The organism is Glacieibacterium arshaanense, assembly GCF_004681125.1.
Lineage (GTDB): Bacteria > Pseudomonadota > Alphaproteobacteria > Sphingomonadales > Sphingomonadaceae > Polymorphobacter_A > Polymorphobacter_A arshaanense.
Genome location: NZ_SIHO01000002.1, coordinates 528,685 through 553,722 on the forward strand (window position 1 = coordinate 528,685; position 25,038 = coordinate 553,722).

General features: G+C 65.2%; 27 protein-coding genes. 15 read left to right on the forward strand and 12 right to left on the reverse strand.

The window, feature by feature from the left end:
• Positions 1-25 precede the first annotated feature (25 nt).
• From EUV02_RS08775 to EUV02_RS08820, 11 genes are read left to right on the forward strand one after another with little or no spacing between them, the layout of a single operon-like run.
• On the forward strand, positions 26-1,525 hold the full coding sequence (locus EUV02_RS08775) for an MBOAT family O-acyltransferase (protein WP_135245865.1): 1,500 nt from the start codon (positions 26-28) through the stop codon (positions 1,523-1,525).
• Positions 1,525-2,517 (forward strand): hypothetical protein, encoded by a 993-nt coding sequence (locus tag EUV02_RS08780; RefSeq protein ID WP_135245866.1) that lies wholly within the window; start codon positions 1,525-1,527, stop codon positions 2,515-2,517. The genes EUV02_RS08775 and EUV02_RS08780 overlap by 1 nt, the downstream gene beginning before the upstream one ends.
• Positions 2,514-3,821 carry a lipopolysaccharide biosynthesis protein gene (locus EUV02_RS08785; RefSeq protein ID WP_135245867.1) on the forward strand — a complete coding sequence of 436 codons (1,308 nt, stop codon included), beginning with the start codon at positions 2,514-2,516 and terminating at the stop codon, positions 3,819-3,821. The genes EUV02_RS08780 and EUV02_RS08785 overlap by 4 nt, the downstream gene beginning before the upstream one ends.
• Positions 3,805-4,617: an FkbM family methyltransferase gene (locus tag EUV02_RS08790; RefSeq protein ID WP_166430569.1), complete on the forward strand. Its 813-nt coding sequence runs from the start codon at positions 3,805-3,807 to the stop codon at positions 4,615-4,617. Before EUV02_RS08785 ends, EUV02_RS08790 begins: the two co-directional genes overlap by 17 nt.
• Positions 4,617-5,345 carry an FkbM family methyltransferase gene (locus EUV02_RS08795; RefSeq protein ID WP_135245869.1) on the forward strand — a complete coding sequence of 243 codons (729 nt, stop codon included), beginning with the start codon at positions 4,617-4,619 and terminating at the stop codon, positions 5,343-5,345. Before EUV02_RS08790 ends, EUV02_RS08795 begins: the two co-directional genes overlap by 1 nt.
• Positions 5,346-5,383: 38 nt before the next feature.
• Positions 5,384-6,175 carry a glycosyltransferase family 2 protein gene (locus EUV02_RS08800; RefSeq protein ID WP_243445888.1) on the forward strand — a complete coding sequence of 264 codons (792 nt, stop codon included), beginning with the start codon at positions 5,384-5,386 and terminating at the stop codon, positions 6,173-6,175.
• Positions 6,175-7,611, forward strand: a complete 1,437-nt coding sequence (locus tag EUV02_RS15650; protein ID WP_166430570.1) for a hypothetical protein — start codon at positions 6,175-6,177, stop codon at positions 7,609-7,611. The genes EUV02_RS08800 and EUV02_RS15650 overlap by 1 nt, the downstream gene beginning before the upstream one ends.
• Entirely contained in the window at positions 7,608-8,780 is a 1,173-nt protein-coding gene (locus EUV02_RS08805; protein WP_166430571.1) for a glycosyltransferase, read from the forward strand. Before EUV02_RS15650 ends, EUV02_RS08805 begins: the two co-directional genes overlap by 4 nt.
• Positions 8,767-9,324 (forward strand): LbetaH domain-containing protein, encoded by a 558-nt coding sequence (locus tag EUV02_RS08810; RefSeq protein ID WP_207790147.1) that lies wholly within the window; start codon positions 8,767-8,769, stop codon positions 9,322-9,324. The genes EUV02_RS08805 and EUV02_RS08810 overlap by 14 nt, the downstream gene beginning before the upstream one ends.
• Before the next feature lie 4 nt (positions 9,325-9,328).
• The gene (locus EUV02_RS08815) at positions 9,329-10,210 is read left to right on the forward strand and encodes a glycosyltransferase family 2 protein (RefSeq protein ID WP_135245872.1); all 882 of its coding nucleotides are present in this window, start codon (positions 9,329-9,331) and stop codon (positions 10,208-10,210) included.
• Positions 10,210-10,842: a class I SAM-dependent methyltransferase gene (locus tag EUV02_RS08820; RefSeq protein ID WP_135245873.1), complete on the forward strand. Its 633-nt coding sequence runs from the start codon at positions 10,210-10,212 to the stop codon at positions 10,840-10,842. Before EUV02_RS08815 ends, EUV02_RS08820 begins: the two co-directional genes overlap by 1 nt.
• Before the next feature lie 5 nt (positions 10,843-10,847).
• Here EUV02_RS08820 and EUV02_RS08825 read toward each other — a convergent pair whose 3' ends face one another.
• The 4 genes from EUV02_RS08825 to EUV02_RS08840 all read right to left on the reverse strand — a co-directional run bounded on the left by EUV02_RS08825 (position 10,848) and on the right by EUV02_RS08840 (position 14,736).
• On the reverse strand, positions 10,848-11,999 hold the full coding sequence (locus EUV02_RS08825) for a glycosyltransferase family 4 protein (RefSeq protein ID WP_135245874.1): 1,152 nt from the start codon (positions 11,997-11,999) through the stop codon (positions 10,848-10,850).
• Positions 12,000-12,003: 4 nt separating this feature from the next.
• Positions 12,004-12,957 carry a UDP-glucuronic acid decarboxylase family protein gene (locus tag EUV02_RS08830; protein WP_243445834.1) on the reverse strand — a complete coding sequence of 318 codons (954 nt, stop codon included), beginning with the start codon at positions 12,955-12,957 and terminating at the stop codon, positions 12,004-12,006.
• Between the two features lie 100 nt (positions 12,958-13,057).
• Complete coding sequence (locus EUV02_RS08835) at positions 13,058-13,618, reverse strand: SOUL family heme-binding protein (protein ID WP_135245875.1); 561 nt, start codon at positions 13,616-13,618, stop codon at positions 13,058-13,060.
• A gap of 77 nt (positions 13,619-13,695) precedes the next feature.
• Positions 13,696-14,736, reverse strand: coding sequence for a zinc-dependent alcohol dehydrogenase family protein (locus EUV02_RS08840; protein WP_135245876.1), 1,041 nt, complete (start codon positions 14,734-14,736; stop codon positions 13,696-13,698).
• Between the two features lie 218 nt (positions 14,737-14,954).
• Here EUV02_RS08840 and EUV02_RS08845 point away from each other — a divergent pair, with 218 nt between their 5' ends.
• Positions 14,955-16,169, forward strand: a complete 1,215-nt coding sequence (locus EUV02_RS08845; protein WP_135245877.1) for an argininosuccinate synthase — start codon at positions 14,955-14,957, stop codon at positions 16,167-16,169.
• Positions 16,166-16,591 (forward strand): DUF6841 family protein, encoded by a 426-nt coding sequence (locus EUV02_RS08850; RefSeq protein ID WP_135245878.1) that lies wholly within the window; start codon positions 16,166-16,168, stop codon positions 16,589-16,591. Before EUV02_RS08845 ends, EUV02_RS08850 begins: the two co-directional genes overlap by 4 nt.
• Before the next feature lie 149 nt (positions 16,592-16,740).
• On the opposite strand, the gene EUV02_RS08855 is transcribed toward EUV02_RS08850, so the two are convergent.
• From EUV02_RS08855 to EUV02_RS08890, 8 genes are all read right to left on the reverse strand, one after another.
• Positions 16,741-17,139 carry a GtrA family protein gene (locus EUV02_RS08855; protein ID WP_135245879.1) on the reverse strand — a complete coding sequence of 133 codons (399 nt, stop codon included), beginning with the start codon at positions 17,137-17,139 and terminating at the stop codon, positions 16,741-16,743.
• Positions 17,132-18,367, reverse strand: a complete 1,236-nt coding sequence (locus EUV02_RS08860) for a glycosyltransferase family 2 protein (RefSeq protein WP_243445835.1) — start codon at positions 18,365-18,367, stop codon at positions 17,132-17,134. The genes EUV02_RS08855 and EUV02_RS08860 overlap by 8 nt, the downstream gene beginning before the upstream one ends.
• A complete protein-coding gene (locus EUV02_RS08865) occupies positions 18,360-19,007 on the reverse strand; it encodes a MarC family protein (protein ID WP_135246460.1) in 648 nt (215 codons plus the stop codon). The genes EUV02_RS08860 and EUV02_RS08865 overlap by 8 nt, the downstream gene beginning before the upstream one ends.
• Before the next feature lie 4 nt (positions 19,008-19,011).
• Positions 19,012-19,896 (reverse strand): bifunctional methylenetetrahydrofolate dehydrogenase/methenyltetrahydrofolate cyclohydrolase FolD, encoded by an 885-nt coding sequence (gene folD / locus EUV02_RS08870; protein ID WP_135245880.1) that lies wholly within the window; start codon positions 19,894-19,896, stop codon positions 19,012-19,014.
• Positions 19,893-20,216: a DUF167 family protein gene (locus EUV02_RS08875; protein ID WP_135245881.1), complete on the reverse strand. Its 324-nt coding sequence runs from the start codon at positions 20,214-20,216 to the stop codon at positions 19,893-19,895. Before EUV02_RS08875 ends, folD begins: the two co-directional genes overlap by 4 nt.
• 27 nt (positions 20,217-20,243) lie before the next feature.
• Positions 20,244-20,546, reverse strand: a complete 303-nt coding sequence (locus EUV02_RS08880) for a YggT family protein (RefSeq protein WP_135245882.1) — start codon at positions 20,544-20,546, stop codon at positions 20,244-20,246.
• A 77-nt stretch (positions 20,547-20,623) separates the two neighbouring features.
• Positions 20,624-21,964 carry a sensor histidine kinase gene (locus tag EUV02_RS08885; protein WP_135245883.1) on the reverse strand — a complete coding sequence of 447 codons (1,341 nt, stop codon included), beginning with the start codon at positions 21,962-21,964 and terminating at the stop codon, positions 20,624-20,626.
• Positions 21,961-23,337, reverse strand: coding sequence for a sigma-54-dependent transcriptional regulator (locus EUV02_RS08890; RefSeq protein WP_243445836.1), 1,377 nt, complete (start codon positions 23,335-23,337; stop codon positions 21,961-21,963). The genes EUV02_RS08885 and EUV02_RS08890 overlap by 4 nt, the downstream gene beginning before the upstream one ends.
• A 181-nt stretch (positions 23,338-23,518) precedes the next feature.
• Between EUV02_RS08890 and EUV02_RS16025 the strand changes: the two genes are divergently transcribed.
• Both EUV02_RS16025 and EUV02_RS08895 read left to right on the forward strand, forming a co-directional pair.
• Complete coding sequence (locus EUV02_RS16025; RefSeq protein ID WP_279379513.1) at positions 23,519-23,650, forward strand: hypothetical protein; 132 nt, start codon at positions 23,519-23,521, stop codon at positions 23,648-23,650.
• A 66-nt stretch (positions 23,651-23,716) separates the two neighbouring features.
• Positions 23,717-25,027, forward strand: a complete 1,311-nt coding sequence (locus EUV02_RS08895; RefSeq protein WP_135245884.1) for an efflux RND transporter periplasmic adaptor subunit — start codon at positions 23,717-23,719, stop codon at positions 25,025-25,027.
• Positions 25,028-25,038: the final 11 nt, after the last annotated feature.

Here is a 25,038-nt window from a genome sequence, read left to right on the forward strand (position 1 = left end):
CGCTGCGTAACCGATAACCCCCTAGATGCTGTTCAACACCCCTGTTTTCCTGTTCGGCTTCCTGCCGATCACGCTGGTCGGATTTTTCCTGATCGCGCGCCGCAGCCACGCCGCTGCGGCGGGCTGGCTCGGGCTGATGTCGCTGGTGTTCTACGGCTGGTGGAGCGTTGCGGCGCTGCCGCTGCTGCTGGGCTCGATCGGTTTCAACTATTTGATGGGGATACTGGTCACGCCAGCAACGCAATTGGCCGATATGACGCGCAAGCGGCGGCTGATTTTTGCACTGGCGGTCAATCTGCTGGTCCTGGCGACGTTCAAATACGCCGACTTCTTCATCGTCAACGCCAATGTCGCGTTGGGGGCTGCGGGTATTCGTGAAGTCGGCCTGCTCGGCATCGTGCTGCCGATCGGGATATCGTTCTACACCTTCACGCAAATCGCCTTCATCGTCGATTGCTATCAGGGCAAGGTCACCGAGCGCCGGTTCATTCACTATCTGCTATTCGTCACCTATTTCCCGCACCTGATTTCAGGGCCTGTGCTGCATCACGCGCAGATGATGCCGCAGTTTCGCAAGCCCGAAACCTATCGGCTGAACTGGCCCCTGTTCTACACCGGGCTCAGCATTTTCGGCATCGGGCTGGCCAAGAAGACGCTGCTCGCCGACAGCCTCGCGGATTTCGCCAATTCGTTCTTCACGCTGGCGCATGGCGGCCAGACGGTGACGTTCGTCGATGGCTGGATGGGGGCGCTGTCGTACACGCTGCAGCTCTATTTCGACTTTTCGGGCTACACCGACATGGCGATCGGACTGTCGCTGCTGTTTGGCGTGACGCTGCCGATCAACTTCGATTCACCGTACAAGTCGACGAGCATCATCGATTTCTGGCGACGTTGGCATATCACGCTGTCGAACTTCCTGCGCGACTATGTCTACATTCCGCTCGGCGGCAACCGCTTCGGCGCGTGGCGCCGTCACGTCAATTTGATGACGACGATGCTACTCGGCGGGCTGTGGCACGGCGCCAACTGGACATTTGTGTTGTGGGGCGCGGCGCATGGTGCGCTGCTGGTCATCAACCACCTATGGCGTGTCATCGTCGGGCCGGACCGGTTTCGCGGAATTGTGGCGCAGGCGCTGGGCTGGGCGCTGACATTTGTCGCGGTGGTACTCGCCTGGGTGCTGTTCCGCGCCGACAGCGCCGCGACGGCGGGCGCCATCTATCGCGGCATGTTCGGACTTAACGGTGTGGTGTTGCCGGCGCAGATCGTCGACTTTCTGCCACGCCTCGGACGCTGGGCGACAATCACCGGCAGCATGCCGACGCTCGGGGCCGGCACGCTGATGGGGATTTTCGAGCAGGCCGTGCTGCTGATAGCGGGCCTGGCGATCGCGCTGTTCGGCAAGCAGGCACGCTTCATGTCGAACCGCGCGCGACTGCTGGTCATCGGCGCATCCGCCGGGTTTGTCGTGCATGCGCTGTTCTTCGCCACGCCCAAGCAATTCATGTATTTCCAGTTCTGATGCAGCGCGCCGCCCTTCTCAATCTGGCTGCCATGGCAGCAGCGATCGTCGCCGGCATTGCGGCGTACCTGCTTCTGTTTGCAACATTGGTGCACAAACCGCTGACGCTCGACATTATGGGTGCCTATATCGACCAGAAGCAGCGCATCATGGATGCCACGCCGTCGCCGCGTATCCTGATTCTGGCTGGGTCGAACGGGCGCTTTTCGCACAGCTGCGCACAGATCACCCAAGACACCGGCATCGCTTGCGCCAATCTGTCGACGACCGCGAGCATTGGCCTGAAGTACCAGATCGACGCCTATATCGACAGGATGCGACCGGGTGACCTGCTGTACCTGCCGCTCGAATACTACGACCCGGCCTATCCGATGCGCGACGATGTCGGCGATGAAGGTGCCTATCTCGTTCATGCGGCGGCGCGGCGGCTGCCGGAAATCTATGGCTGGCGTGGCGTGCTGCGCGCGCTGTTCAGTTTCGACCTGCGCTTTGCGATTTCAGCGGTCGGTGAAATGCTGCTCGAACGCGCCGGGATCGACCGGCGCACCAATCTGGCCACGATGAACGCGCATGGCGACGAAACCGGCCACACCGACGCCAAGGCGCAGGCATATCGGGCGCGCAATGCGGCGTTGCCGAAGCTCAGCGTCTCGAAGCAGAGTTTTGAGGATGCCGATTATTGGTCGAAAGTCAGCCTGCAACTTGCGCGAGTGCGGGCTCGCGGTGTCATCGTGGTTGGTGGGCTGCCGACGACATTCGATGACACGGAAATTGCCCCCGAAGCGCTGGTGCTGCTCAGCAGGCACTATGCCGCTGCCGGCGGCTGCCTGCTGGTGCTGCCCAACCGCAGCCTGTATCCGCGGTCGTATTTCTATGATGCCAGCTACCATCTCACTGAATCGCATCAGCACGCGCACTCGTCGCTGCTGGCACCGCGGCTGGCCGCCGTGCTGAAGGCGGGCGGCTGTCCCCCCGCCGGCGTTGAACCATGAAGCTGCAGGTGAAGCGGCTCCTGCAAAACCGGCAGCGGCTGATGGGGTCATTCTGGTCGGTCGTCGAATATGCATGGTATCCGGTGCTGCTGCTGGTTACCACGCCGTTCTTCCTGCAGCACCTCGGCGCCGACGGCTATGGCCAATGGGCGCTGCTTTCGGCGACGATCGGCTTTGGCGCCTTCCTCAATATTGGCACCGGTGCGGCGACGGTGCGCGCCATCGCGCACGGGATTGCGGCGCGCGACCGCAACGATGTCGAACTGCTGGTGCGCGGCTCGCTGGCGATCGCGCTGGCCGGCGGGTTGCTGCTCGCTCTGGCGATATTCGCGACGTTCCTCGTCGGCAGCGGGACATTCCTGGTGCGCATGGGCGCGCGCGATGCGGTGCTGCTCACCGGGGCGACAGCGGCGGCCATCGCGCTCATCGAACAAGTCGAAAACGTCTTCACCTCGACGCTGCGCGGCGGCGAGCGGTTTCGCACCATCGCGACAATCGAAATGTGGATGCGGTCGCTGCAGATTGGCGCTTCGGTGGCGGCAGTTGCGGTGTTCGGGACGCTGGCGGCGCTTTACACCGCGCTGGTGCTGACCGCACTCGCGCGGCTGGCGGTGCGTGTCATTGTCGTCGAACGCTGGCTGCAGCTGAAATCGCTGCGACCGAGCCTTGCCGAACATCATGGCATCCTGCGCGATGCCGGCTGGGGCTGGCTGCAGGGCGTCGGCGGGCTGGCGTTTGGCGTCGCCGACCGCTTCATCATTGGCAGTGCGCTTGGCGCTGCGTCGCTGGCGCACTATGCCGTCGCGACGCAATTGGCGCAGCCGCTGCATGCCTTCGCCGCCGCAGCCGCCAGCGTGGTGTTTCCCAAGGTCGGCCGCGCGATGGCGCAAGGCGATCCGGCGCGGGTGCAGCGGTTGATCGTCCGCGGCGTGTTGTTGCTCGGCGCAGCGACCACCGGCATCGCGCTCGTATTGCTAGTGTTCCGGGTACAGATACTGACGCTGTGGCTTGGCACCGATGTTGCGGCCGCGGCGGCGCCGACCCTGGGGCTGTTGGCCATCGCCTATTGGTTGCTTTCGCTTGGCGTGTTGCCACATTTCATTCTACTCGGGCTGGGTCGCATGCGTTTTGTAGCGCTTTCGAACCTGTTTGCCGGGGCGCTGACGCTGGTGGCGATGCTGCTACTGGTCGGGCGGTTCGGGATTGTCGGTATTGCGACGGCACGGATTATCTATGGTATCGCCCTGCTCATCAATTATGAGCCGTTGCGTCGTTTTTGGAAAACCCATGCCCAGCCTGTTTGACAATGTCCTCGCCCTGCTGCGCTACAAGGCTTCGCTGCTAAGCGTGCCCCGTGCCATACCCCGCGTGATCCAGACCGAAACCAACGGCTATGTGTTGCTTGTCCGCGCCAACGAGGAAGTCGGGCGCGCTATCCATTTCGTCGGCAATTTCGAAATCGACGAAACCGCGTTCCTGCGCTCGGTGCTGCGTCCCGATTCCGTCTGCATCGATATCGGCGCCAACGTCGGCTATTTCACCATGCTGATGGCGCAAATCGCCACCAATGGCAGCGTTCATGCGTTCGAGCCGTTGCCGCTCAATGCCGCGTTGCTGACCGCCAGTGCCGAACTCAACCGCTTCGAAAACATCCAGCTCAACCAGTGCGCGGTGGGCGGCGAGGACGGCACGGTGAGCTTCGCGCAGGCCGAAGACAGCGCCTATTCGTCGATCCGCGACACCAACCGCAAGTCGCTGGCGCGCATGCTGACGGTGCCGATTGTCCGCCTCGACAGCTATGCAGCGCAGCATGGGCTGGCGCGGATCGATGTGCTCAAGGCCGATGTCGAGGGCGCCGAGGGCATGATCCTGGCCGGCGCGACGGGGCTGCTCGGTGATCCGGCGCGGCGGCCGCGCGTGATGATGATCGAACTGTACGAGCCCAGTCTCGCCATTTTCGACACCTCGATCGCGCAGGTCATGACGTCGCTGGCAGGCTATGGCTATGTGCCGCATGTCATTGGCGCGGGCGGAGCGTTGCGGCCCTATGACCGCGACCGTGATGTCCACAAATACAATATCGTGTTTCAGGTGGCGTAATGGTGAAGCGTATTGTCAAATCGGCGTTTCTGGGGGCCGGGCTCGAGCTGCGCCGTCATAACCCGGCGTATTCGCCCGACGCGCAGCTTGCCAATGTGCTCAAGCGCCAGAGTATCGACGTGCTGTTCGATGTCGGTGCCAACATCGGCCAATATGGCGGGCTGGTCCGCAAGCTCGGTTATGACGGGTCCATCGTGTCGTTCGAGCCGCTGGCCGCTGCGCACGCCACGCTGACGGCCGCGAGCGCCGGCGACCGCAACTGGCATGTCGCGCCGCGCGGCGCCATCGGCGCCGAAGACGGCGAGGTGATGATCAACGTTGCGGGCAATTCGGTCAGCAGTTCGGTGCTGCCGATGCTCGACAGCCATGGCGATGCGGCACCTGATTCACGCTATACCGGGCAGGAAGCGGTGCCGCTGGCCCGGCTCGACAGCATCGCCCCCACATGGCTGCAGCCTGCGTCGCAGTTGTTCCTGAAGATCGATACGCAGGGCTTTGAAGGTGCAGTGCTCGACGGTGCATCCGAGACGCTGGCGCGGGCGCGCGGCGTCCAGCTCGAACTGTCGCTGACCCCGCTGTATCAGGACCAGCTGCTCGCGGAAGCCATGATGGCACGGCTGCGCAGCGCCGGCTTCGCGCCATGGACGCTGTGGCAGGGCTTCGCCGATGCAGCGAGTGGCCGGCTGCTGCAGATCGACGCCATCTTCGTGCGCGAGGATGCGGCTTGAGCGATTCCGCCGCCCCACCAGTGCGAGCGCCGTTGCCGGTGATTTCCATCGTGACGATTTCGTTCAACCAGGCGCGGTTTCTGCCTGCAGCCATCGACTCGATTGTCGGGCAGGACTATCCGGGGCTCGACTATATCGTCGTCGATCCGGGCTCGACCGATGGCAGCCGTGAGATCATCGCAAGCTACGGCGACCGCATCGCGACGGTGCTGCTCGACCCCGACAAAGGCCCCGCCGACGGGCTCAACAAGGGCTTTGCGGCGGCGTGCGGCGACATTTTCGGCTATATCAACGCCGATGACCTGTTGCTGCCCGGCGCACTGGCGCGCGTTGCCGCTGCTTTCGCCGACCCCGCGGTCGATGTCGTGCTCGGCAATGGCGTCATCATCGATGACCATGATCGACAGCTCCGCACCGCGCAGTCGAGCCGCTTCAGCCGCGGCGCCTATGGACACGGCGCGATGACCTTCATCCAGCAGGGCTGCTTTTTCCGCGCCACGGCGTTTGCGCGCGCCGGCGGCTTCAATATCGCCAACCGCACCTGCTGGGATGCTGAATTGCTGATCGACATGGCGCTGGCCGGCGCCCGCATCGTCAACATACCTGACCGGCTCGGGGCGTTCCGGCTGTACGGCGATACAATCACCGGCAGCGGGCGCTTGGCGGAAGCGATGCGCATCGATGTTGCGCGGATTGCCGCCAAGGCGCTCGGCCGGCCGCCAAGGCTTGGCGACGGCGTGCTGGCACGGCTGTACCTGCTGGCGCGACGGCTGGGGAATCCACAAGCGACGCTCGACGGGGCGCGTGCGCGGTTGCAGCAGCGGCGATAATGGGCCTGCTACTCATCCTCGCCTATGTCTGCTTCGCGTTCTGGCTGGCCGCCATGCGCCCCGAACGCGCGCTGCTGGCGATGGTGTTCCTGATCCCCTGGGGTGGGCTCTACACCGACTTCGGGCTCTGGGTGAACGCCTATCAGATCATGATGCTGGCGCTACTGCTGTGCACCTTCGCGCGGTCGCTGCAGCCGGGCTGGACAGGGGTGCCGATGGCGGCCGGGCGGCTGCTGGCGGCGCTGTTGTTCTGGGCACTACTGACCTCATTGCTGCAAGTGGCGCGGGTGCCCGATGTGGCGCTCAACACGACAGGGCTGCGCGGTCCGACGGCGCGCGCCATCATCCAGATGGCGATGTACACGTTTTCGATGAGCCCGATGCTGCTGGTGGTGCTGTGGGCGCGCAGTACCGATATGATAGCTGCGATGGCGCGGACCTATGTGCTGTCGGCGCTGGTCCTCGCGGTCATCGGCTGGATGCAACTGGTGGTCTGGGTCGGGACCGGAACCAACCCGATGCCCATCGGATTTTTCAACAACTGGGCCGGCGGCCATGTCGTGCTGAGCGAAGGCGTCGTCCAGTTCGGCAAGATCAACGTCTTCCGGATGAATTCGTTTGCCGGCGAGCCGCGCACGCTCGGCGGTGCGATGGTCTATGCGATGCTGATCATCCAGGCGGTGGGGGCGATATCGAAGGCGGTGTCGCGGCGCAAGCTGATCGCACTTTGGTTCTTTCTGGCGCTGTCGACGCTGGCGACGCTGTCGACCTCGGCGTTGCTCATCTGGGCACTCGGCAGCATCGTGCAATTCCCGCTGGCACGGCTGTTCGGGGTGCGGCTGCGCATTTCGGGCGCGCGCATCGCCTTGATGATCGGCGCGGTGATATTGCCGTTCGCGCTGACCGCGGCGGCCATCGAAGCCAGCGGTTTTCCGATTTTCGACCTGCTGGCGCAGCGCACCATCGAACGCATCGATGCCAGCGGCGCGGTCGAGGATTTTGATCTGGCGATCATCAGCTATTTTCAGGCGCACCCGCTCGATTCAATTGCCGGTGTGGGCCTGGGCAACGCGCATCTTTATGCACAGCGCTATATCGATCCAGAGTTCCAATGGTATGCGCTGGGCGGCGTCTTCACCGCCAAGACGCAGTATCTGCGGCTGATTTCCGAAATCGGCTTCATCGGGCTCGGGCTGTTCCTGCTCTGGTATCTGGTGCTGCTGATCGATGGCGCCGTGGCCATCCGCCGGATTCCGGCACTGGCGCCGGTGGTGCCCATGGCGGCGATGACCATCGTCATCTTTTTCGCCAGCGCGCAGTTCATTGGCGAATTCTACCATATGGCAGGCATGCTGGCGGCGCTGTGCGCGGTCGCCAATCGAACCCGCACATCGCCGCCCCATCTTGCCGCATTGGCCGGCACGCCGGCGCGATGACCGATATCGTTGCCGTCCACACTGTCGGCAGTCTGTCGGCCCGCGCCGGCGGCGTTGCGCGCGCCGTGGCGGCACTGGCGACGGCCCTGACCGAAACCGATGTTGCGGTCGAACTGGTCAGCGGCAGCGCTGCCGATGACGGGGCGCTGGTGCTGCCGCCGCCGGCGTTGCTGGCGCCGCGCTTCGTGTCGACTTTACGGGGACCGCTGCTAACCCGCTATCCCGGCATGGCGGCGGCGATTGCGGCGGCCGCTACCGCGCACCCCGGAAAGGTGCCGATTATCCATGACAACGGCATCTGGGCGCCGTCGAACATCGCGGTGTATAGCGCCGTTGCGGCGCAGCGCCTTCGCTATGTCATCAGCCCGCACGGCATGCTCGAGCCCTGGGCGATGGCCTATCACGCCGGCCGCAAGAAGCTGGCGTGGTGGGCCTATCAGCGCCGCGCGCTGGCCGGTGCGGCGGGACTTCTGGCGACCGCCGAGCCCGAGCGCACAGCAATCCGCAAGCTGTTCCCCCGCACGCCGATTGCGGTGATTGCCAATGGTATCGATTGCCCGGTGCTGCCGCCCGCCACCGATCCGGCGTCGAAAACCGTGCTGTTCTTGTCGCGGCTGCACCCGAAGAAGAATCTAATTGGCCTGCTCGATGCCTGGGCGACAATCTGCGCGACACCGCAGTTTGCCGGCTGGAACCTCGAAATCGCCGGCCCCGACGAAGGCGGCCACCGCGCGGAAGTCGAACGCCATGTCGCGCGGCTCGGGCTGGACGCGCGGGTGAACTTCACCGGCCATGTCGAGGATGCCGACAAGCCCGCGCTGTTCAAGCGTGCGGCAGTATTCATCCTGCCGAGTTTTTCCGAAAACTTCGGAATTGTTGTTACCGAAGCGCTGGCGGCAGGGCTGCCGGTTATCGCCACGCACGGCACGCCCTGGGCCGAACTGCCCGAGCAGCGTTGCGGCTGGTGGGTGGCGCCGACACCGGCGGCGCTCGCCGATGCCATGCAGGCGGCGCTGGCGCTGGACCCGGCGGCGCGGCGGGCAATGGGCGAACGCGGCCATGGCTGGGTGGCTGCGCGCTTTGGCTGGGACAAGATTGCGGCTGCGACCGCTTCATTCTATCGCTGGCTCGAACATGGCGGCAGGGAGCCCGATTTTGTCGACGTCTGAACGTGTGCCGCGGACGCTGGTGGTGCTGTCGGCGGGCAACAAGCTGGCGCGGCTGCTGTGGGCGGTGGTCTATGTGCTGCTGTATCGCCCGTCGCCCCGGCCACTGCACGGCTGGCGCCGGCTGCTGCTGCGGCTGTTTGGCGCGCGCATCGGCGCCGGCGTGCATCCGTATCCGCGCGCGCGCATCTGGGCGCCGTGGAATCTGGTTATGGAGCCGGGGTCGGGCCTTGCCGATGATGTCGATTGCTACAGCGTGGCGCTGATCCATATCGGCCGCGAAGCCACCGTCAGCCAGTACAGCTATCTGTGCACCGCCAGCCATGATCCCGATGTGCCGGGGCTTCCGCTCGTCGCCGCGCCGATCCGCATCGGCGACCGCGCCTGGGTCGGCGCCGATGTGTTCGTCGCACCCGGCGTCAGCATCGCCGAAGGTGCGGTGGTCGGGGCGCGCTCGACGGTGCTCGGTAACGTCGGCACCGGCGAAATCGTCGGCGGCACGCCGGCGCGCTTCATCCGCCGTCGCGCTGATGCGGGCTGGCGCTGACGCCATGGCCAGCCTGACCGTCATCATTCTGGCGCACAACGAGGCGCGCCACATCGCCCGCGCCATCGCCAGCGTCGCCGGCGTGGCGCAGCGCATCGTCGTTGTCGACAGCGGCTCGGATGACGGCACTCGCGACATCGCCGCCGCGCACGGTGCCGATGTGCTGCAGAACCCGTGGATCAACTATGCGACGCAGTTCAACTGGGCGATCGACCATGCGGGCGCGACGACCGACTGGATCATGCGGCTCGATGCCGATGAAATCGTCACTCCCGAATTGGCCGCGACGCTGGCCGGGCTCGACGCGCAAGCCGCCACCGGGCTGACCGTCAACCGCCAGATCCATTTCCTCGGGCGCTGGATCCGCTGGGGCGGCATCTATCCGGTGCGCGTGCTGCGCGTCTGGCGGACCGGGCGCGGGCGCTGCGAGGATCGCTGGATGGATGAACATATCCTCGTCGATGGTGCGGTGACGCATGTCGATGGCGATATCGCCGACATCAACCTCAATTCGGTGACGTGGTGGACGCAGAAGCACAACGGCTATGCGACGCGCGAAGCCATCGACGAACTGCTGCGCGAAACCCGCGTCGATTCGGCGGCGGCGGGCGACATCGGCCGGCAGGCCGGGGTCAAGCGCTGGGTCAAGCGCAACGTCTATGCGCATCTGCCGCTCGGCGGGCGGGCGTTTGCCTATTTCATCTATCGCTACTTCATCCTGCTCGGCTTTCTCGATGGCTGGCAGGGGCTGGCGTTCCACGGCCTGCAGGGCGGCTGGTACCGCTTTCTGGTCGATGTGAAGGTCTATGAAATCCGCGGGCTCATGCGTAGTCGGGGCGCCAGCCTCGCCGAAGTGGTCGCGGCAGAATATGGGCACAGGATCTGATGGCGACCGAATCCACCTCGATCAGCGGCTATAATTATTACGGCGACGACGCCGATGCGAGCCATGACTATCTGCTGCCGACGGTGCTGCGGCTGCTCGGGCCGCCGGCGGGCGATGCGCGGCTGTTCGACCTCGGTTGCGGCAATGGCACCGTCGGCGCGCAATGCGCGACACACGGCTGGAAAGTCAGCGGTGTCGATGTCTCGACCGACGGCATTGCCAACGCACAGCGGCGCTTCCCCGAGCTCGATCTGCACTATGGCTCGGCATATGATGACCTCGCCGCGAAGTTCGGCAAGTTCAATCGCGTCATCAGCCTCGAAGTCGTCGAGCATGTCTATGCGCCGCGCGACTGGGCGCGGACGCTGTTCAACCTGACCGCGCCGGGCGGCACGGCGGTCGTGTCGACGCCCTATCATGGCTACCTCAAGAATCTGGCGATTGCGCTGACGAACGGCTTCGACACGCATTTCACCGCGCTGTGGGACCACGGCCATATCAAATTCTGGTCACGCGCGACGTTGACGGCATTGCTCGAAGAGGCGGGATTCAGCGTTACCGGTTTTGCCCGCGTCGGTCGGATACCGGCGCTCGCCAAATCGATGATTCTGGTGGCGCAGCGCCCCGCCTGAGCGCGTCAGCCGTCGATGGCGAGCTGTGCGCTTACGGCGGCAGCGACGCGATCGGCCCAGACGCCCCAGTCGAGCCGCACGCGGGCATCCTCCAGCGCGGCACGCGACATTTCGGTGTAGCGCGTCGGTGACGCGACGATCGCGGCGATGGCATCGGCGAAGGCGTCGGCACCGGCATCGAGCGGCAGTAATTGTCCGGTGACCCCCGACAGTACCGCTGACGGCACGCCGCCGGTGGCGTAACTGATCGTCGGCAGCCCGCGCGATGCGGCCTCGGCAAAGACGATGCCGAAGCATTCAGCGCGCGTTGGCAGCAGGAAGAAATTGGCGTCGGCAAACAGCGCTGCGATCTTGGCGCGGCCTTCGGGCGTCGCCTTGCTGACGAAGCCGTGGAATTCGACATTGGCGGGGACGGTGCCGCCAAACGAATCGGCACTCGCACCGACGATGTCGAGCCGGCAATCGATGCCGCGCGCCGCCAGTGCGGCGGCAGTGGCAATCGCCAGCGGGCCACCCTTGCGGTCGAATTCGATGCCCACGAACAGCAGCCGTAGCGGCCCGTCGGGCAGCTGGCGCGGCGCCGTGGTGGCGGCAGCGATATTCGAACCCCATTCGATGATCTGCGTGCGCGCCGCATCGGCGCCATAATCATTCAGCGCCGAATCGCGCGCCCAGGCCGACGGATACAGCGACAGGAATGCCCCCGACACGACTTTGGCCTCAATGGCGTTGGCGGCGCTGCCGTCGCCACCCATGTGCTGGGTGAAGCTGTCGTAATAGCCGAGCATCGAGCGCACCGTGGCATCGGCGATGTTGACCACGCGGAAATCATCGACGAGCAGATGCGCCATCGGGCTCGCCGAAATCGCCAGCACTACGTCGGGCCGAGCCGCCTTCAGTTGCGCCACCAGCCGACGCCCGGCGAACGCCGTGTAGCGCGCCGAGAAATGATATTCCCAGCGGCCCAGCGCCGCCAGCTTGAGCAGCTTGCCGAACTTGTGGAACCACCACGGCCACGGCGCCTCAACGACTTCGACGACATCGAAGCGGCTTTCGAGCACCTGCAGCATGTGGAACGGGATGCCCGACCAGGTCGCGACATCGCGCGGATTGCCCGAGGTGATGACCGCGGCGCGCGGCTTGGCCGCATTCGCCATGATGTCAGCCTTCGGCCAGCAGGCTGTCGAAATAGGCGATGGTGCGCTTGAGGCCGGTTTCAAGATCGACCTTGGGTTCCCATCCGAGCGCCGACTTGGCCAGATCGATCACCGGACGGCGCTGGCGCGGGTCATCGGTGGGCAGCGGTTCGTGGATGATCTTCGACTTGGAGCCGGTCAGCGCGATGACCTTTTCCGCTAGTTCGATCATCGTGAACTCGCCGGGGTTGCCGAGGTTGACCGGCCCGGTGACGCCGTCGGGGCTGTCCATCAGGCGGATGAAGCCTTCGATGAGATCATCGCTGTAGCAGAAGCTGCGCGTCTGCTTGCCGTCGCCGTAGATGGTGATTGGCTTGCCCGTCAGCGCCTGGACGATGAAGTTAGACACGACGCGGCCGTCATTGGGGTCCATGCGCGGGCCATAGGTGTTGAAGATGCGCGCCACCTTGATGCGCACCTGGTTCTGGCGGTGATAGTCGAAGAACAGCGTTTCGGCGCAGCGCTTGCCTTCGTCATAGCAGGCGCGCGGGCCGATCGGATTGACCTGGCCCCAATAGCTTTCTGGTTGGGGATGGACTTCGGGGTCGCCGTAGACTTCGCTGGTCGACGCCTGGAACACCTTGGCGCCGGTGCGCTTGGCGAGCCCGAGCATGTTGATCGCGCCGTGGACCGAGGTCTTGGTCGTCTGCACCGGGTTGATCTGGTACTGGATGGGCGACGCCGGGCAGGCGAGGTTGTAAATCTCGTCGACCTCGACATACAGCGGCATCGTCACGTCATGGCGCATCAGTTCGAAGCGGTCGTGGCCGAACAGATGCGCGATGTTGCGCTTGTGGCCGGTGAAGAAATTGTCGAGGCACAGCACGTCATGGCCATCGGCGATCAGCCGGTCACACAGCTGCGAGCCGAGAAAGCCCGCCCCACCGGTCACCAGAACGCGTTTTGCCGCAGCCAGCATGAACATCTCCAACGTCTTCAGACATCGCGAGCGGTAGCGGGGGCATTACAAAGCGTCAACTGGAAGGCAGGCATCCGGAGCTGCGGCAGGTACTGCAGCTTCAGCGCGCGACCGGGATCATCACTTCGTTGCGACGCATGAACCACAGTGTCCAAGGCGGGTTATATTGCGCCAGCGACGCCGCGCCGGTCGGCTGCAATTTCTGTGCCTTGACGAACTGTGTCAGCGCGAGGGTCTTGGCGTCGACCGCATCTTGACCGACCAGACCGCTGAAACGGACCACGGCCATCCGCGACGGCGGTATGGCGCGCAACTGGACCTTGGGGTTGTTCGGCTTCGGCAAAGTTTCCAGCGTCGAACCCTGCGGCATGATGAACCGCACCACCCAGTTGCCGTCCCCACCGGTCTGCAGTACCGGCGCCGTCATCGCGATCTTCTCGCTGGCGGCGGGCGCCTGTACGACCGGCGCGGTCATTGCGATGCTTTGCTGGCGCGTGTTGCCGCCAAAGATGTAGCCGGCGAGAAGCCGGAAGCCCTTCGAGGCGGCATCCTTGCGGTCGCCGCTGACCGAGACTTCCGCGGCGACCAGCGCCGGATAGTCGCGCACTTCGAAATCGCCCTGCTTGACGCTGACAGTGAACGGCGGTTCTTCGGTGGCCATGGCGGGGGCTCCCAGCAGGTTGAGGCCGACGACAAGGGCCAGATGCAGTGGCTTCATGACAGCATTTCGCCCGTCTCTCAGTCGTTGTCGATGATGACCTTCAGCGCCTTGGTTTCGGCGGCGCGCCCAAAGGTATCATAGGCGTCGAGAATCTTGTCGAGCTTGAAGTGGTGCGTGATCAGCCGCGCCGGGTCGATTTTGCCCGATTGCACCGTCTTGAGCAGCATCGGCGTGGTGGCCGCATCGACCAGCCGCGTGGTGATCGCGATGTTTTGCGACCACAGCGTTTCAAGATGCAGGTCGACCTTGTGGCCGTGCACGCCGATGTTGGCGATTGTCCCGCCGGGCGCGACGAGCTGTTGGCACAGCTCGAAGGTCGCTGCGACGCCGACGGCTTCGATCGCGGTGTCGACACCCTTGCCGTCGGTCATGGACTTGACGGTCGCTGCGGCCTTGCCGTTGCTGCTGTTGACCGCGTGCGTCGCGCCGAACTTGAGCGCCATGGCGAGGCGGTTGTCATCAAGGTCGATCATGATGATGTCGGCAGGCGAATAGAGCTGTGCGGTCAGCAGCGCCGCGAGCCCGATCGGTCCGGCACCGACAATCGCGACAGTGGCGCCCGGCGAAACCTTTCCGTTGAGGACACCGCATTCGAAGCCGGTGGGCAAGATGTCGCTGAGCATTACCATCGCGTCTTCGTCGGCGCCCTTCGGGATCGGATAGAGGCTGGTTTCTGCATAGGGGATGCGGACGAATTCGGCCTGGGTTCCGTCGATGGTGTTGCCGAGGATCCAGCCGCCTGTCGTACAGTGCGAATACATTTGCCGGCGGCAATATTCACATTTTCCGCAGGCGGTGATGCAGCAGATCAGCACCCTGTCGCCCTTTTTGAAGATGGTGACGCCGGTGCCGACCGAGTCGATGATACCGACGCCTTCGTGGCCGAGGATACGCCCGGGGGTGCAGGTGGCGACATCGCCTTTCAGGATGTGCAGGTCGGTGCCGCAGATGGTGGTTTTCAACACCTTGACGATCGCGTCGCCGGGTTGCGACATTTCGGGCTTGGGCCGGTCTTCCAGCGCCATTTTCCCGGGACCGTTGTAAACAAATGCCTTCATGGCCGGCGTGCTCCTGGTTGCAGGTCGCCCGCAAGATCGACGCGATGCAGGACAGCCTTCCAACGCCCAACCGGGCCAGTGGTTCCAGTGCAAGGCCGAAACAATCGGGTGCCGGCGCCATGTCGGCCCGCCGGAGACGCCATCCGCAAAAATGCCTATCGAATCCCCCCGTTGGCCACTAAGACCTGCGGCGCATAGTTTCGGACGAAGGACGCGCGATGTCGCAGGAAATCAAGAAGGTCGTTTTGGCATTTTCGGGCGGGCTGGACACCAGCGTCATCCTGAAGTGGCTGCAGCAGACCTATGGCTGCGAAGTGGTGACCTTCACCGCCGACCTGGGGCAGGGCGAGGAGCTCGAGCCGGCACGCGCCAAGGCCGAGCTGCTCGGCGTCAAGCAGATCTTCATCGAGGACCTGCGCGAGGAATTCGTGCGCGACTATGTCATGCCGATGATGCGCGCCAACGCGCTTTACGAAGGGCAGTATCTGCTCGGCACGTCGATCGCGCGGCCGCTGATCGCCAAGAAGCAGATCGAAATCGCGCGTCTCGTCGGCGCCGATGCCGTCAGCCACGGCGCCACCGGCAAGGGCAATGACCAGGTCCGCTTTGAGCTCGGCTATTATGCGCTGGCACCCGACATCAAGATCATCGCGCCGTGGCGCGAATGGGATTTGACGAGCCGCGAGGCGCTGATTGGGTTCGCCGAAGCGCACCAGATTCCGGTGGCCAAGGACAAGCGCGGCGAAAGCCCGTTCTCGACCGACGCCAACATGCTGCACACCAGCAGCGAAGGCAAAGTGCTCGAAGATCCTTGGGAAGAAGTCCCCGACTATGTTTATTCGCGCACGGTGAATCCCGAGGATGCGCCGAATACGCCGCAGTACATCACCGTCGATTTCGAACGCGGCGATGCTGTCGCGGTCGACGGCGTCGGGCTGTCGCCGGCCAATCTGCTGATGAAGCTCAACGACCTCGGCCGCGCGCACGGCATCGGGCGGCTGGACCTGGTCGAAAACCGTTTCGTCGGCATGAAGTCGCGCGGCATGTACGAAACGCCGGGCGGCACCATCTATGCGGCGGCGCATCGCGGCATCGAATCGATCACGCTCGACCGCGGTGCTGCGCACCTCAAGGACGAGCTGATGCCGCGCTACGCCGAATTGGTGTATAACGGCTTCTGGTTCGCACCGGAGCGTGAGATGCTGCAGGCCGCCATCGACTATAGCCAGGAAAAGGTCACCGGCACCGTCCGGCTCAAGCTCTACAAGGGCAGCGTCAACGTCGTCGGCCGCAAGTCGCCGCACTCGCTCTATTCGTCGCGCATCGTGACGTTCGAAGACGACGCCGGTGCCTATGACCAGCGCGACGCCAAGGGCTTCATCAAATTGAACGCGCTGCGGCTACGGCTGCTCGGCCAGCGCGACCGCTCATGAGCGATGACGCTGAACTCGACGTCGAAATCGGCGCTTTCTTCGACCGCTACACCGCGGCGTGGGACGCGTTCGATGTCGAGGCGCTGCTCGACTGCCTCGGCTTCCCGCACCTGATCGCCACACGCGCCGGCAGCCACTTTTTCGAAGATGACGCCGAAGCGCTGGTCAACCTCGAAAAGCTCATCGACAAATATCGCAACAACGAGGTTCGCAAGATCCACCGCCTTGGCTTGAGCATCGAAGCACTACCCGACGAGGCCGCGCGCGCGACGGTGCAATGGCGCTTCGACGACGGTGCCGGTGCACAGGTGCTGCATTTTCCGAGCCAGTACACGCTGGCCAAGGACGACGAGGGCTGGCACATCGTCGTCATCGACGCGCAGGGCGAAGTCGATGCCTGGGCGGGCGCGGGCTGGGCATAAGGGCCAGATAAAGAGCCTCCGGCGGGCAGGCCGCGGCCTGCACCAATAATTTGCCTCGGCACATCACAAGCCAGCCTGCGCTGTGGTAGCACCGCCCCAAACCAAAGGTGCAGGCCTGAGGGCTGCCCGCCGGAGGCTCTTTTCCAAACTTAAACTGGCGCGAACAGCTTGCGGTAGCGGAAGAAGTTGAACACCGCCGCCGCCGCGGTACCCAGCGCAATGCCGACCCAGCGGCTGCCGGTGAGCCACAGTGCGGCCGAATAAAGCCCGTAGTTCAGCGCCAGACCGGCTAGCGCCAGCATGACATAGTGCGCGAATTCGCGCAGTGTCGGTGCGGCCTGGGTCCGGAAGGTCAGCGTGCGGTTGAGCCACCATGTGGCGCAGACCATCACCGCGAGGCTGAAGACGCGTGCCAGATACGGCGACATGCCGACGCGGACCAGCACCTCCAGAACGCTGACATCGATGGCAAGCGCGATGACGCCGACGACGCCGTAGCGTGCCGACTGGCCGACCCAGACCGGCAGGTCGCGCGGCCGGTCAGTCATTGCCGAGCAGCGCGGCGATGAACCCCGATATCATCGCCTGCACGCCAAGCGACAGGAACAGCACCGCCATGATCGACACACGCATCAGTCGTTCGCCATGGATGTCGTGGAAGCCGAGTACCGCCCAGCCACCGACCGCCCAGATCAGGAATCCCAGACCGGCCAAAACCAGCAAAAGTCCATAGACCACGCAGCGGTCGATGGTGAACCAGCGCCGCGCCAGTTCGATGTTGTCGGTGGTCTTCCACAGCCCGTCATGGACGCCGAACAGCCGCGCCAGCACCGCGAAGCTGACCAACTGCGCGCCGACCATGATGCCGGTGGCGAACAGCAATAGGCTGTGGACGCCGAAGTTGAGCCCGGCGATGTGGAAGGTGCCGCGAATGGTCAGCAGCGTGCCAATCAACCCGATGCCGCCGATAATCAGGCCGGGGTAAAACGCCAGCCACTTGGGCGCGTAGGTCAACAGGAATTTGAGATGGCGCCAGCCATCGCGCCAGCTGCGCAGGTGCGGCGCGCGGCTACGGCCGTCGGGCACCAGCGTGGTCGGCACTTCGGACAATTTGAGCCCGGCGAGTTGCGCCTTGACGACCATCTCGGAGGCGAACTCCATGCCGGTGGTCACCAGCCCGAGTTGCAGGATGGCGTTGCGACGGAAGGCGCGCAGCCCGCAGTGGAAATCGCCGACCGGGGCTTTGAAGAACAAGCGCCCCGCCAGGCTGAGCACCGGATTGCCGAGGTAGCGGTGCAGCGGCGGCATCGCGCCTGGTGCAATGCCGCCCTTGAAGCGGTTGCCCATCACCAGATCGTCGCCGGCACGTAGCCGTTCGAGGAAGGGCATCAACCCGAGAAAGTCATAGCTGTCATCGGCGTCGGCCATCGCGACATAGCGGCCGGCTGCGGCTTCGATGCCGGCGGCGAGTGCCGCGCCATAGCCACGCACCGGTACATTGATGACGCGTGCACCATGCTGGCGGGCAATCGACTGGCTGCCGTCGGTCGAGCCATTGTCGGCGATGAGGACTTCGCCGTGGACGTTGTTTTCCACCAGAAAGCGCTTGGCCTTGATGATGCAGATGGCGAGCGTTTCGGCCTCGTTGAGGCACGGCATAACCACCGACAGCTCGGGAGCCCCGGTTTCAAAGTCGAGCCCCAGCGATATCTGGTCGGGCGACGGTACCTCGTCCCGCTGGCGGCGCTCGAAGCGCAAGGCGCGCCGGTCAGGCAAGCTTGAAGCTTTCCTTGATGCCGTCGACGACGAACTGTGCCGCCAGCGCTGCCAGGATAACGCCGAGCAGGCGGGTCAGCGCGCCTTCGAACTTGGCGCCCATCAGTTTCATCAACGGCCCCGCCGCGAGCAACGAAACCAACGTCAACAGCATCACCGCACCCAGCGCACCGAGGACGGTCGCGGTTTCGGCGATGCCGTTGGTGCGCGCCGTCAGCAGCATGATCGCCGCGATGGCGCCCGGCCCCGCCAGCATCGGGATCGCCATCGGGAACACCGAAATGTCTTCTTCCTCGATCGGTTTGGCGGCCGCCGCGGCAGCGCTTTTGACGCTTTCGGCGCGGTTTTCACGGCGTTCGGTGCGCTTTTCGAAAACCATGTCGATGGCGATCAGGAACACCATCAGGCCGCCGGCGATCTTGAATGCCGCCAAACTGATGCCGAGCGCGCGCAGGAACGGTTCGCCGAACAGCGCAAACAGCACCAACACGATGCTGGCGATGACCACCGAACGCAGCGCCATGACGCGGCGGTGCGCGACGCTGGCGCCATTGGTCAGGCTGGAAAAAATCGGCACGCAGCCCGGCGGATCGAGCACCACGAACAGCGTCACGAACGACGAGATGAACAGCGCGAGCACCGCGTCAGACCGGCGGCGGCGCCAGCCCGGCACGCGCGTGCGCCGCGACCAGCGTGTTGCGCAGCAGGCAGGCAATCGTCATCGGGCCGACGCCGCCGGGCACCGGGGTAATGGCGCCCGCTATGGTCACGGCTTCGGCAAACGCCACGTCGCCGACCAGCCGCGTCTTGCCGCCACCCACGTCGATGCGGTTCATCCCGACATCGATGACGGTGGCGCCGTGCTTGATCCACGCGCCGCGCACCAGTTCGGGCACGCCGACAGCTGCGACGACGATATCGGCTCGGTGGACATGCGCCGACAGTTCATGCGTGCGCGAATGCGCAAGCGTCACCGTGGCGTTGGCGTTGGTCAGCAGCGCCGCGATCGGCTTGCCGACCAGCCGCGAGCGGCCGATGACCAGCGCCTCGGCGCCGCCGACATCGCCGAGCACGTCGCGCAGCAGCAGCATGCAACCCATCGGCGTGCACGGTACCAGCCCCGGCAGTCCGGCGACCAGCCGCCCGGCGGACACCGGATGCAGCCCGTCGACGTCCTTGTCAGGGTCGATGGCGTTGATCACCGGCGCTTCGTTGAGATGCTTGGGCAGCGGCAATTGCACGAGGATACCGTCGATCGCCGGATCGACGTTGAGCGACGCGACCACGGCTTCGACTTCGGCCTGGGTGGCGTTGGCGGGCAGCCGGATTTCGACCGAATGCATGCCGGCCTCAATCGTCTGCTTGCCCTTGTTGCGGACGTAGATCTGGCTCGCCGCATCGTCACCGACGAGCACCACCGCCAGCCCCGGTACCCGGCCCGCGGCCGCCGCGAATTCGGGCACTGCGGCAGCGATGCGCGCGCGCAGCCCCTCGGCGAAGGCCTTGCCATCAATAATCCTGGCGCTCATGCAGCGACCTCCGTTGCAGTGAGCGATTGCAGCTTGCGCGACAGCGCCACCGGATCCCCGTCGATGCGTAGCAGCTTTACCCGCGCGGTTTCGCCGCTGATAATTTCAACCATACGCGGCTTTATGCCAAGCCATTTGGCGACGGTGGATTCGACTGCTTCATTGGCCTCGCCGTCAACCGGTGCCGCCGACACGCGGACGACCAAATGCTGCGTACCCGCCGCATCCTCGCGCAGCCCCTCGACGGCGTTGCGGCCTCCGCGCGGGCTGACCCGCACCGCCAGCCGGATGCTGCCAGCGTGCATAGACCAAGCCGTCATGGCGTCAACCCGAGCGCCGTCATCGGATCAGATCAACCCGGTATCGAGCAGCAGCGCCGGCAGCATGCGCTGGATGACGATGATGACGAGGATCAGCACCATCGGCGACAGATCGATGCCGCCGAGGTCGGGCAGCACCTTGCGGATCGGCCGCAACAGCGGCTCGGTAATGCGGTTGAGGAAGCTGTAGACCCCGTCGACGAAGCGGTTGTGCAGGTTGATGACGTTGAACGCCACCAGCCACGACAGGATGGCCTGCGCGATGATCAGCCAGACAATCCACTGCAACACCATGATGATGATACTGACGAGGGCGCCAACGGTGTTCATGCATCACTCCAACTTGCTGGCTTCCGTCTAGCGGCTTGCCCGCAGCGGCGCAATCGCCTCACAATGGCGCTGACGGCTCAGATGACCAGCCGGAAGCGTGCGCCGCCGCCGTCCGCGACCTCGCAGGTCAGCGCGCCATCGTGGGCCAGCGCAATCTGGCGCGCCAAGCTGAGGCCGACGCCGGTGCCTTCGGCCTTGGTCGAAAAGAACGGCAGGAAGATGTCCTGGCGCTGGTCTTCGGGCACGCCGGGGCCGTTGTCGGTGACATCGATGGCGACGCGGCCGCCTTTGAGCGCGGTCGCGGCCAGCGTCACTGCCGGCGCATCGCTATGGCCCGACGCGGCTTCGGCAGCGTTGCGCAATAGGTTGATCAGCACCTGCGCGATGAGGTCGGGGTCGGCATCGATGGTAAGGCCATTGGGCACCTGCACCGTCAGCGGTAACGCCGGCCAGTCGCTGGCGAACAGCCGCGCCAGTTCGGCAAACATTTCGGGCAGCGCGACACGGCGGCGTCGCAGTTCGGGCGGACGAGTCAGCTGGCGGTAGGTGCGGACGAAGTGCATGACACCTTCGGCGCGGCGTGCGACGGTTTCGATCGCGGCGCGGGCGTCGGCAATGGCGGGGTCGCGGCCGGTGTCGGCGGCGGCGATCAGCTGCGCGGCGGTCGCCGACAGGCTGGTCACCGGCGTCATCGAGTTCATGATTTCATGCGTCAGCACGCGCACCAGATCGGTCTGTGCCGCGAGTTCGGCGCGGTCGAGTTCGTGCTGGATCGGCTGCACCGCGACAATGCGCACCGGGCCGCTCGGCTGTCGCACTTCGGCCATGGACAGCAACGCCGCAGTCGGCGCACCGGCGATGACCAGCCGCGTGCTGCGCCGTTCGCCGGGGCGCAACGCCGTCACATCAGCGGCAAAGGCGACCCCGTGCGCGGCTAGGTCGGCCAGCCGCACCGTCGGTGCTCCGCCGAGCAGTCGGCGTGCGGCTTTGTTGAGCAACTGGACGCGATCATCGGCGTCGATGCGAAGCAGCGGGCTCGGGACATCGTCGATCAGCGCGGCGAGGAAGCGGTTTTCGTCCTGCGTGGCGCTGCGTTCGTCGCGCAGCTGTATGACGGCGGCGTTTAGGCTGGCGCCAAGCACGTCGTAGCCGCCGCCCTGCGGGCCAGCGTCGAAGCTTTGGCTGAAATCGCCATGGCTGACCGATTCGACGAAGCGCGCAACGATGATGTTGGTGCGGCGCAGGAAACTCCAAAGTTCGGCCAGCGCGGCGAGGGTCGCCAGACCGGCCAGCAGTGTGGTGGCGTAGAGTCCGGGGCGGGTGATCGCCCAGGCCAAGGCGCTGCCTGCCGCGAGCAGCACGGCAATGCGCAGCAGCAAGCCCACATCGAAGCGGCGGCCCAAGGCAGAGCCGGTCATAGCCCGTGCTTTTCCATGCGGCGGTAGAGCGAGCCGCGCGTCAGCCCGAGTTCGGCGGCGGCGGTCGAGATGTTGTAGGCGTGCTTGGCGAGCGCGCGTTCGATGATGCGGCGTTCGCTGCGTTCGAGGTTCATGTCGGTGTCGGGCACTGCGACCGTCACCGAGGGTGCGGTGCGCGGCAACGGGAAGTCTTCGGGCGTGAACGCGCTGCCGGCGGCGAGGATGACGGCGCGCTCGGCGGCATGGCGCAGCGCGCGGACGTTGCCCGGCCAGTTATAGTCAGCGAGTTGTGCGGCGAGGTCGGCGGGCAGCACCGGCAGCGGCTTGCCGTATTTGCGGGCATAGTGCGCGAGATAATGACCCAGCAGCAGCGCGATGTCGCCGCGCCGTTCGCGCAAGGGCGGCAGCGTAATCTCGACAGTGTTGAGCCGGAACAGCAGGTCGGGGCGGAAGCGGCGTTCGTCGGCCAGCGCATCGGGCGCGAGGTTCGTCGCGGCGATGATGCGGACATCGATGCCGATCTTGCGGTTGCTGCCGACCGGCTGGACCTGCCGCTGTTCGAGCGCGGTGAGCAGTTTGGGTTGCAGGTGCAGCGGCAGATTGCCGATTTCGTCGAGGAACAGCGTGCCGCCGTCGGCGGCCTGGAAGCGCCCGATGCGGTCGGCGCGCGCGTCGGTGAAGGCGCCTTTGACATGGCCGAACAGCTCCGAATCGAACAGGCTTTCGGCGACGGCGCCAAGGTCGACCGACACGAACGGTCCGTCGGCGCGGCGTGAGCGCGCGTGGATTTCGCGCGCCACCAGCTCCTTGCCGGTGCCGTTCTCGCCGAGCACCAGCACATTGGCGTCGGTCGGTGCGACGCGGTCGATCAGCGCCGAAATCCCCGCCATCGCCGCCGAGTTGCCGAGCAGCGGGCTTTCGGGGCGTGCCGCCGTGCTGCTGATTTCGGCGACTTTCTGGCGCGCGACGCTGGCATCGCGGCGGCTGGCGCGCAGTGCGGCGGCGGTCTGCACCGTCGCCAGCAGCCGGGCATTGTCCCACGGCTTCGTCACGAAATCGGTGGCGCCACGCTTCATCGCCTCGACGGCGATATTGACGCCGGCATAGGCGGTGATAATGACCACCACCGCGTCGGGATCGAGCTTGCGGATGGCCTCCAGCGCCTTGAAACCTTCGCTGCCACTGCTCTGGCCGCGCGCGAAATTCATGTCGAGCAGGATGACATCGGGGTCGTGCGCCGCCAGCAGGCCAGGCAGTGCGCCGGGGTCGTGCGCCACCACCACCTCGGCGAACAGCGGCCGCAACAGCAGCCGCGCCGACAACGCGACATCGGCATCATCGTCAATGATCAGCGCGGTGCCGAAACTCGCCACGTGCGTTCCTCCACTGTCCGGATTCGTACAGTCTCTGTCCGGAAATGAACAGTGGGCTGCGGCGATGCAGCGCGGTATTTCACGAAAATTGTTCAAATTCAATGCAATAGAAGTTGGCACGATCCCTGCATTGCCTTGAGCACGGCCGCTCTCCCCACGGCCAGCTTGAAAGGATCTAACGATGCTCAACACGCTCCCCCGCACGCTGCTCAGCGCCATGCTCGCCGTCACCGCGACGCTCGTTATCGTCGCCGGTAGTGCCGCGCCGCTGCAGGCCGCCCCGCTTTCCCACACCGTCGCAGTCCCGCGGTGATGGTGCTTGTCGGCGGGCGCGTCGCCCCTCAGCGTGCCCGCCGGCCATTTTGAAGCGAGAAATTGAATGACCGTCGTCAGCCTCAGCCACCAAGCACCGCCCGCCAAAGCCGGCGCCGGCATGGACAAGCCGATCGAGCGCAAGCGCCTGCCGCTGCGCACGCGACTGATTGTTGGTGCTGCTGCACTGCTGGTGCTCGGCGCCGCTGCGACGTGGATGATCGCCGGCAGTGCCGGCTCGCAGACCATCGATGCGACCAACATCACCGTTTCGACCGTCACCCGCGGCACCTTCGATGACTTCGTGCCGCTGCGCGCCCGCGTCACGCCGCTGGTCACCGTTTATCTCGATGCCGTCGAAGGCGGGCGGATCGACCGCGTGCTCGTCGAGGACGGCGCGACGGTCACCGCGGGACAGCCGCTCGCGGTGCTGTCGAACGCGACGCTGCAGCTCGATGTCATCGCGCGCGAGGCCGATGTCAGCCAGCAGCTCAACAACATGCGCAGCCAGGAACTCGAGCTCCAGCGCTCGCGTCTCGAAAACCGTCGCAACCTCGCCGAAATCGAATGGCAGACGCGCAAGAGCGCGCGCCAGCTTGAACGCGACACGACGCTCGCCGCCGGTGGCTGGGTGTCGGGCAAGGCGCTCAAGGACAGCCAGGACGAGGCCAAATACCTCCAGCAGCGCCGCGCCATAACCGCCGAGACGCTGGCGACCGAAGAACGGCTGCAGGCAAGCCAGATGGCGCAGCTGCGCACCTCGGCGACGCAGCTCACCACCAACCTCGCGCTCGCGCGCGCCAGCCTCGACGCGCTGACCATCCGCGCGCCGGTGGGCGGCTCGCTCAGTGGCTTCAACCCGCAAGTCGGCCAAAGCCTCAACCGTGGCGAACGGCTGGGGCAAGTCGATAGCGCCGGCCGCAACAAGCTGGTCGCCGATATCGACGAATTCTACCTCGGACGCGTCCGCACTGGCCAGGTCGCCAAGCTCGAAACGAACGGCAAGGCCTATGCGCTGACCGTCGCCAAAATCTATCCTCAAGTGAAGGGCGGCACCTTCACCGCCGACCTGACCTTCGACGACCCCGAACCCGCCGCCTTGCAGCGCGGTCAGACGCTGCAGCCGCGGCTGACGCTCGGTGATCCGGCGCCGGCGCTGCTTATCCCCAACGGCGCCTTCTACACCGACAGCGGCGGCAACTTCGTCTTCGTCGTCGCCAAGAACGGCAAGTCGGCTGAAAAGCGCCCCGTCCGCCTCGGCCGCCGCAATCCCGAAACCATCGAAGTCATCGGCGGGCTCGCCCCCGGCGACCGCGTCATCACCTCGGCCTACACCGGCTTTGCCGACAAGGACCGCCTCAAACTCGCCCGCGACTGAACGGAGAACCC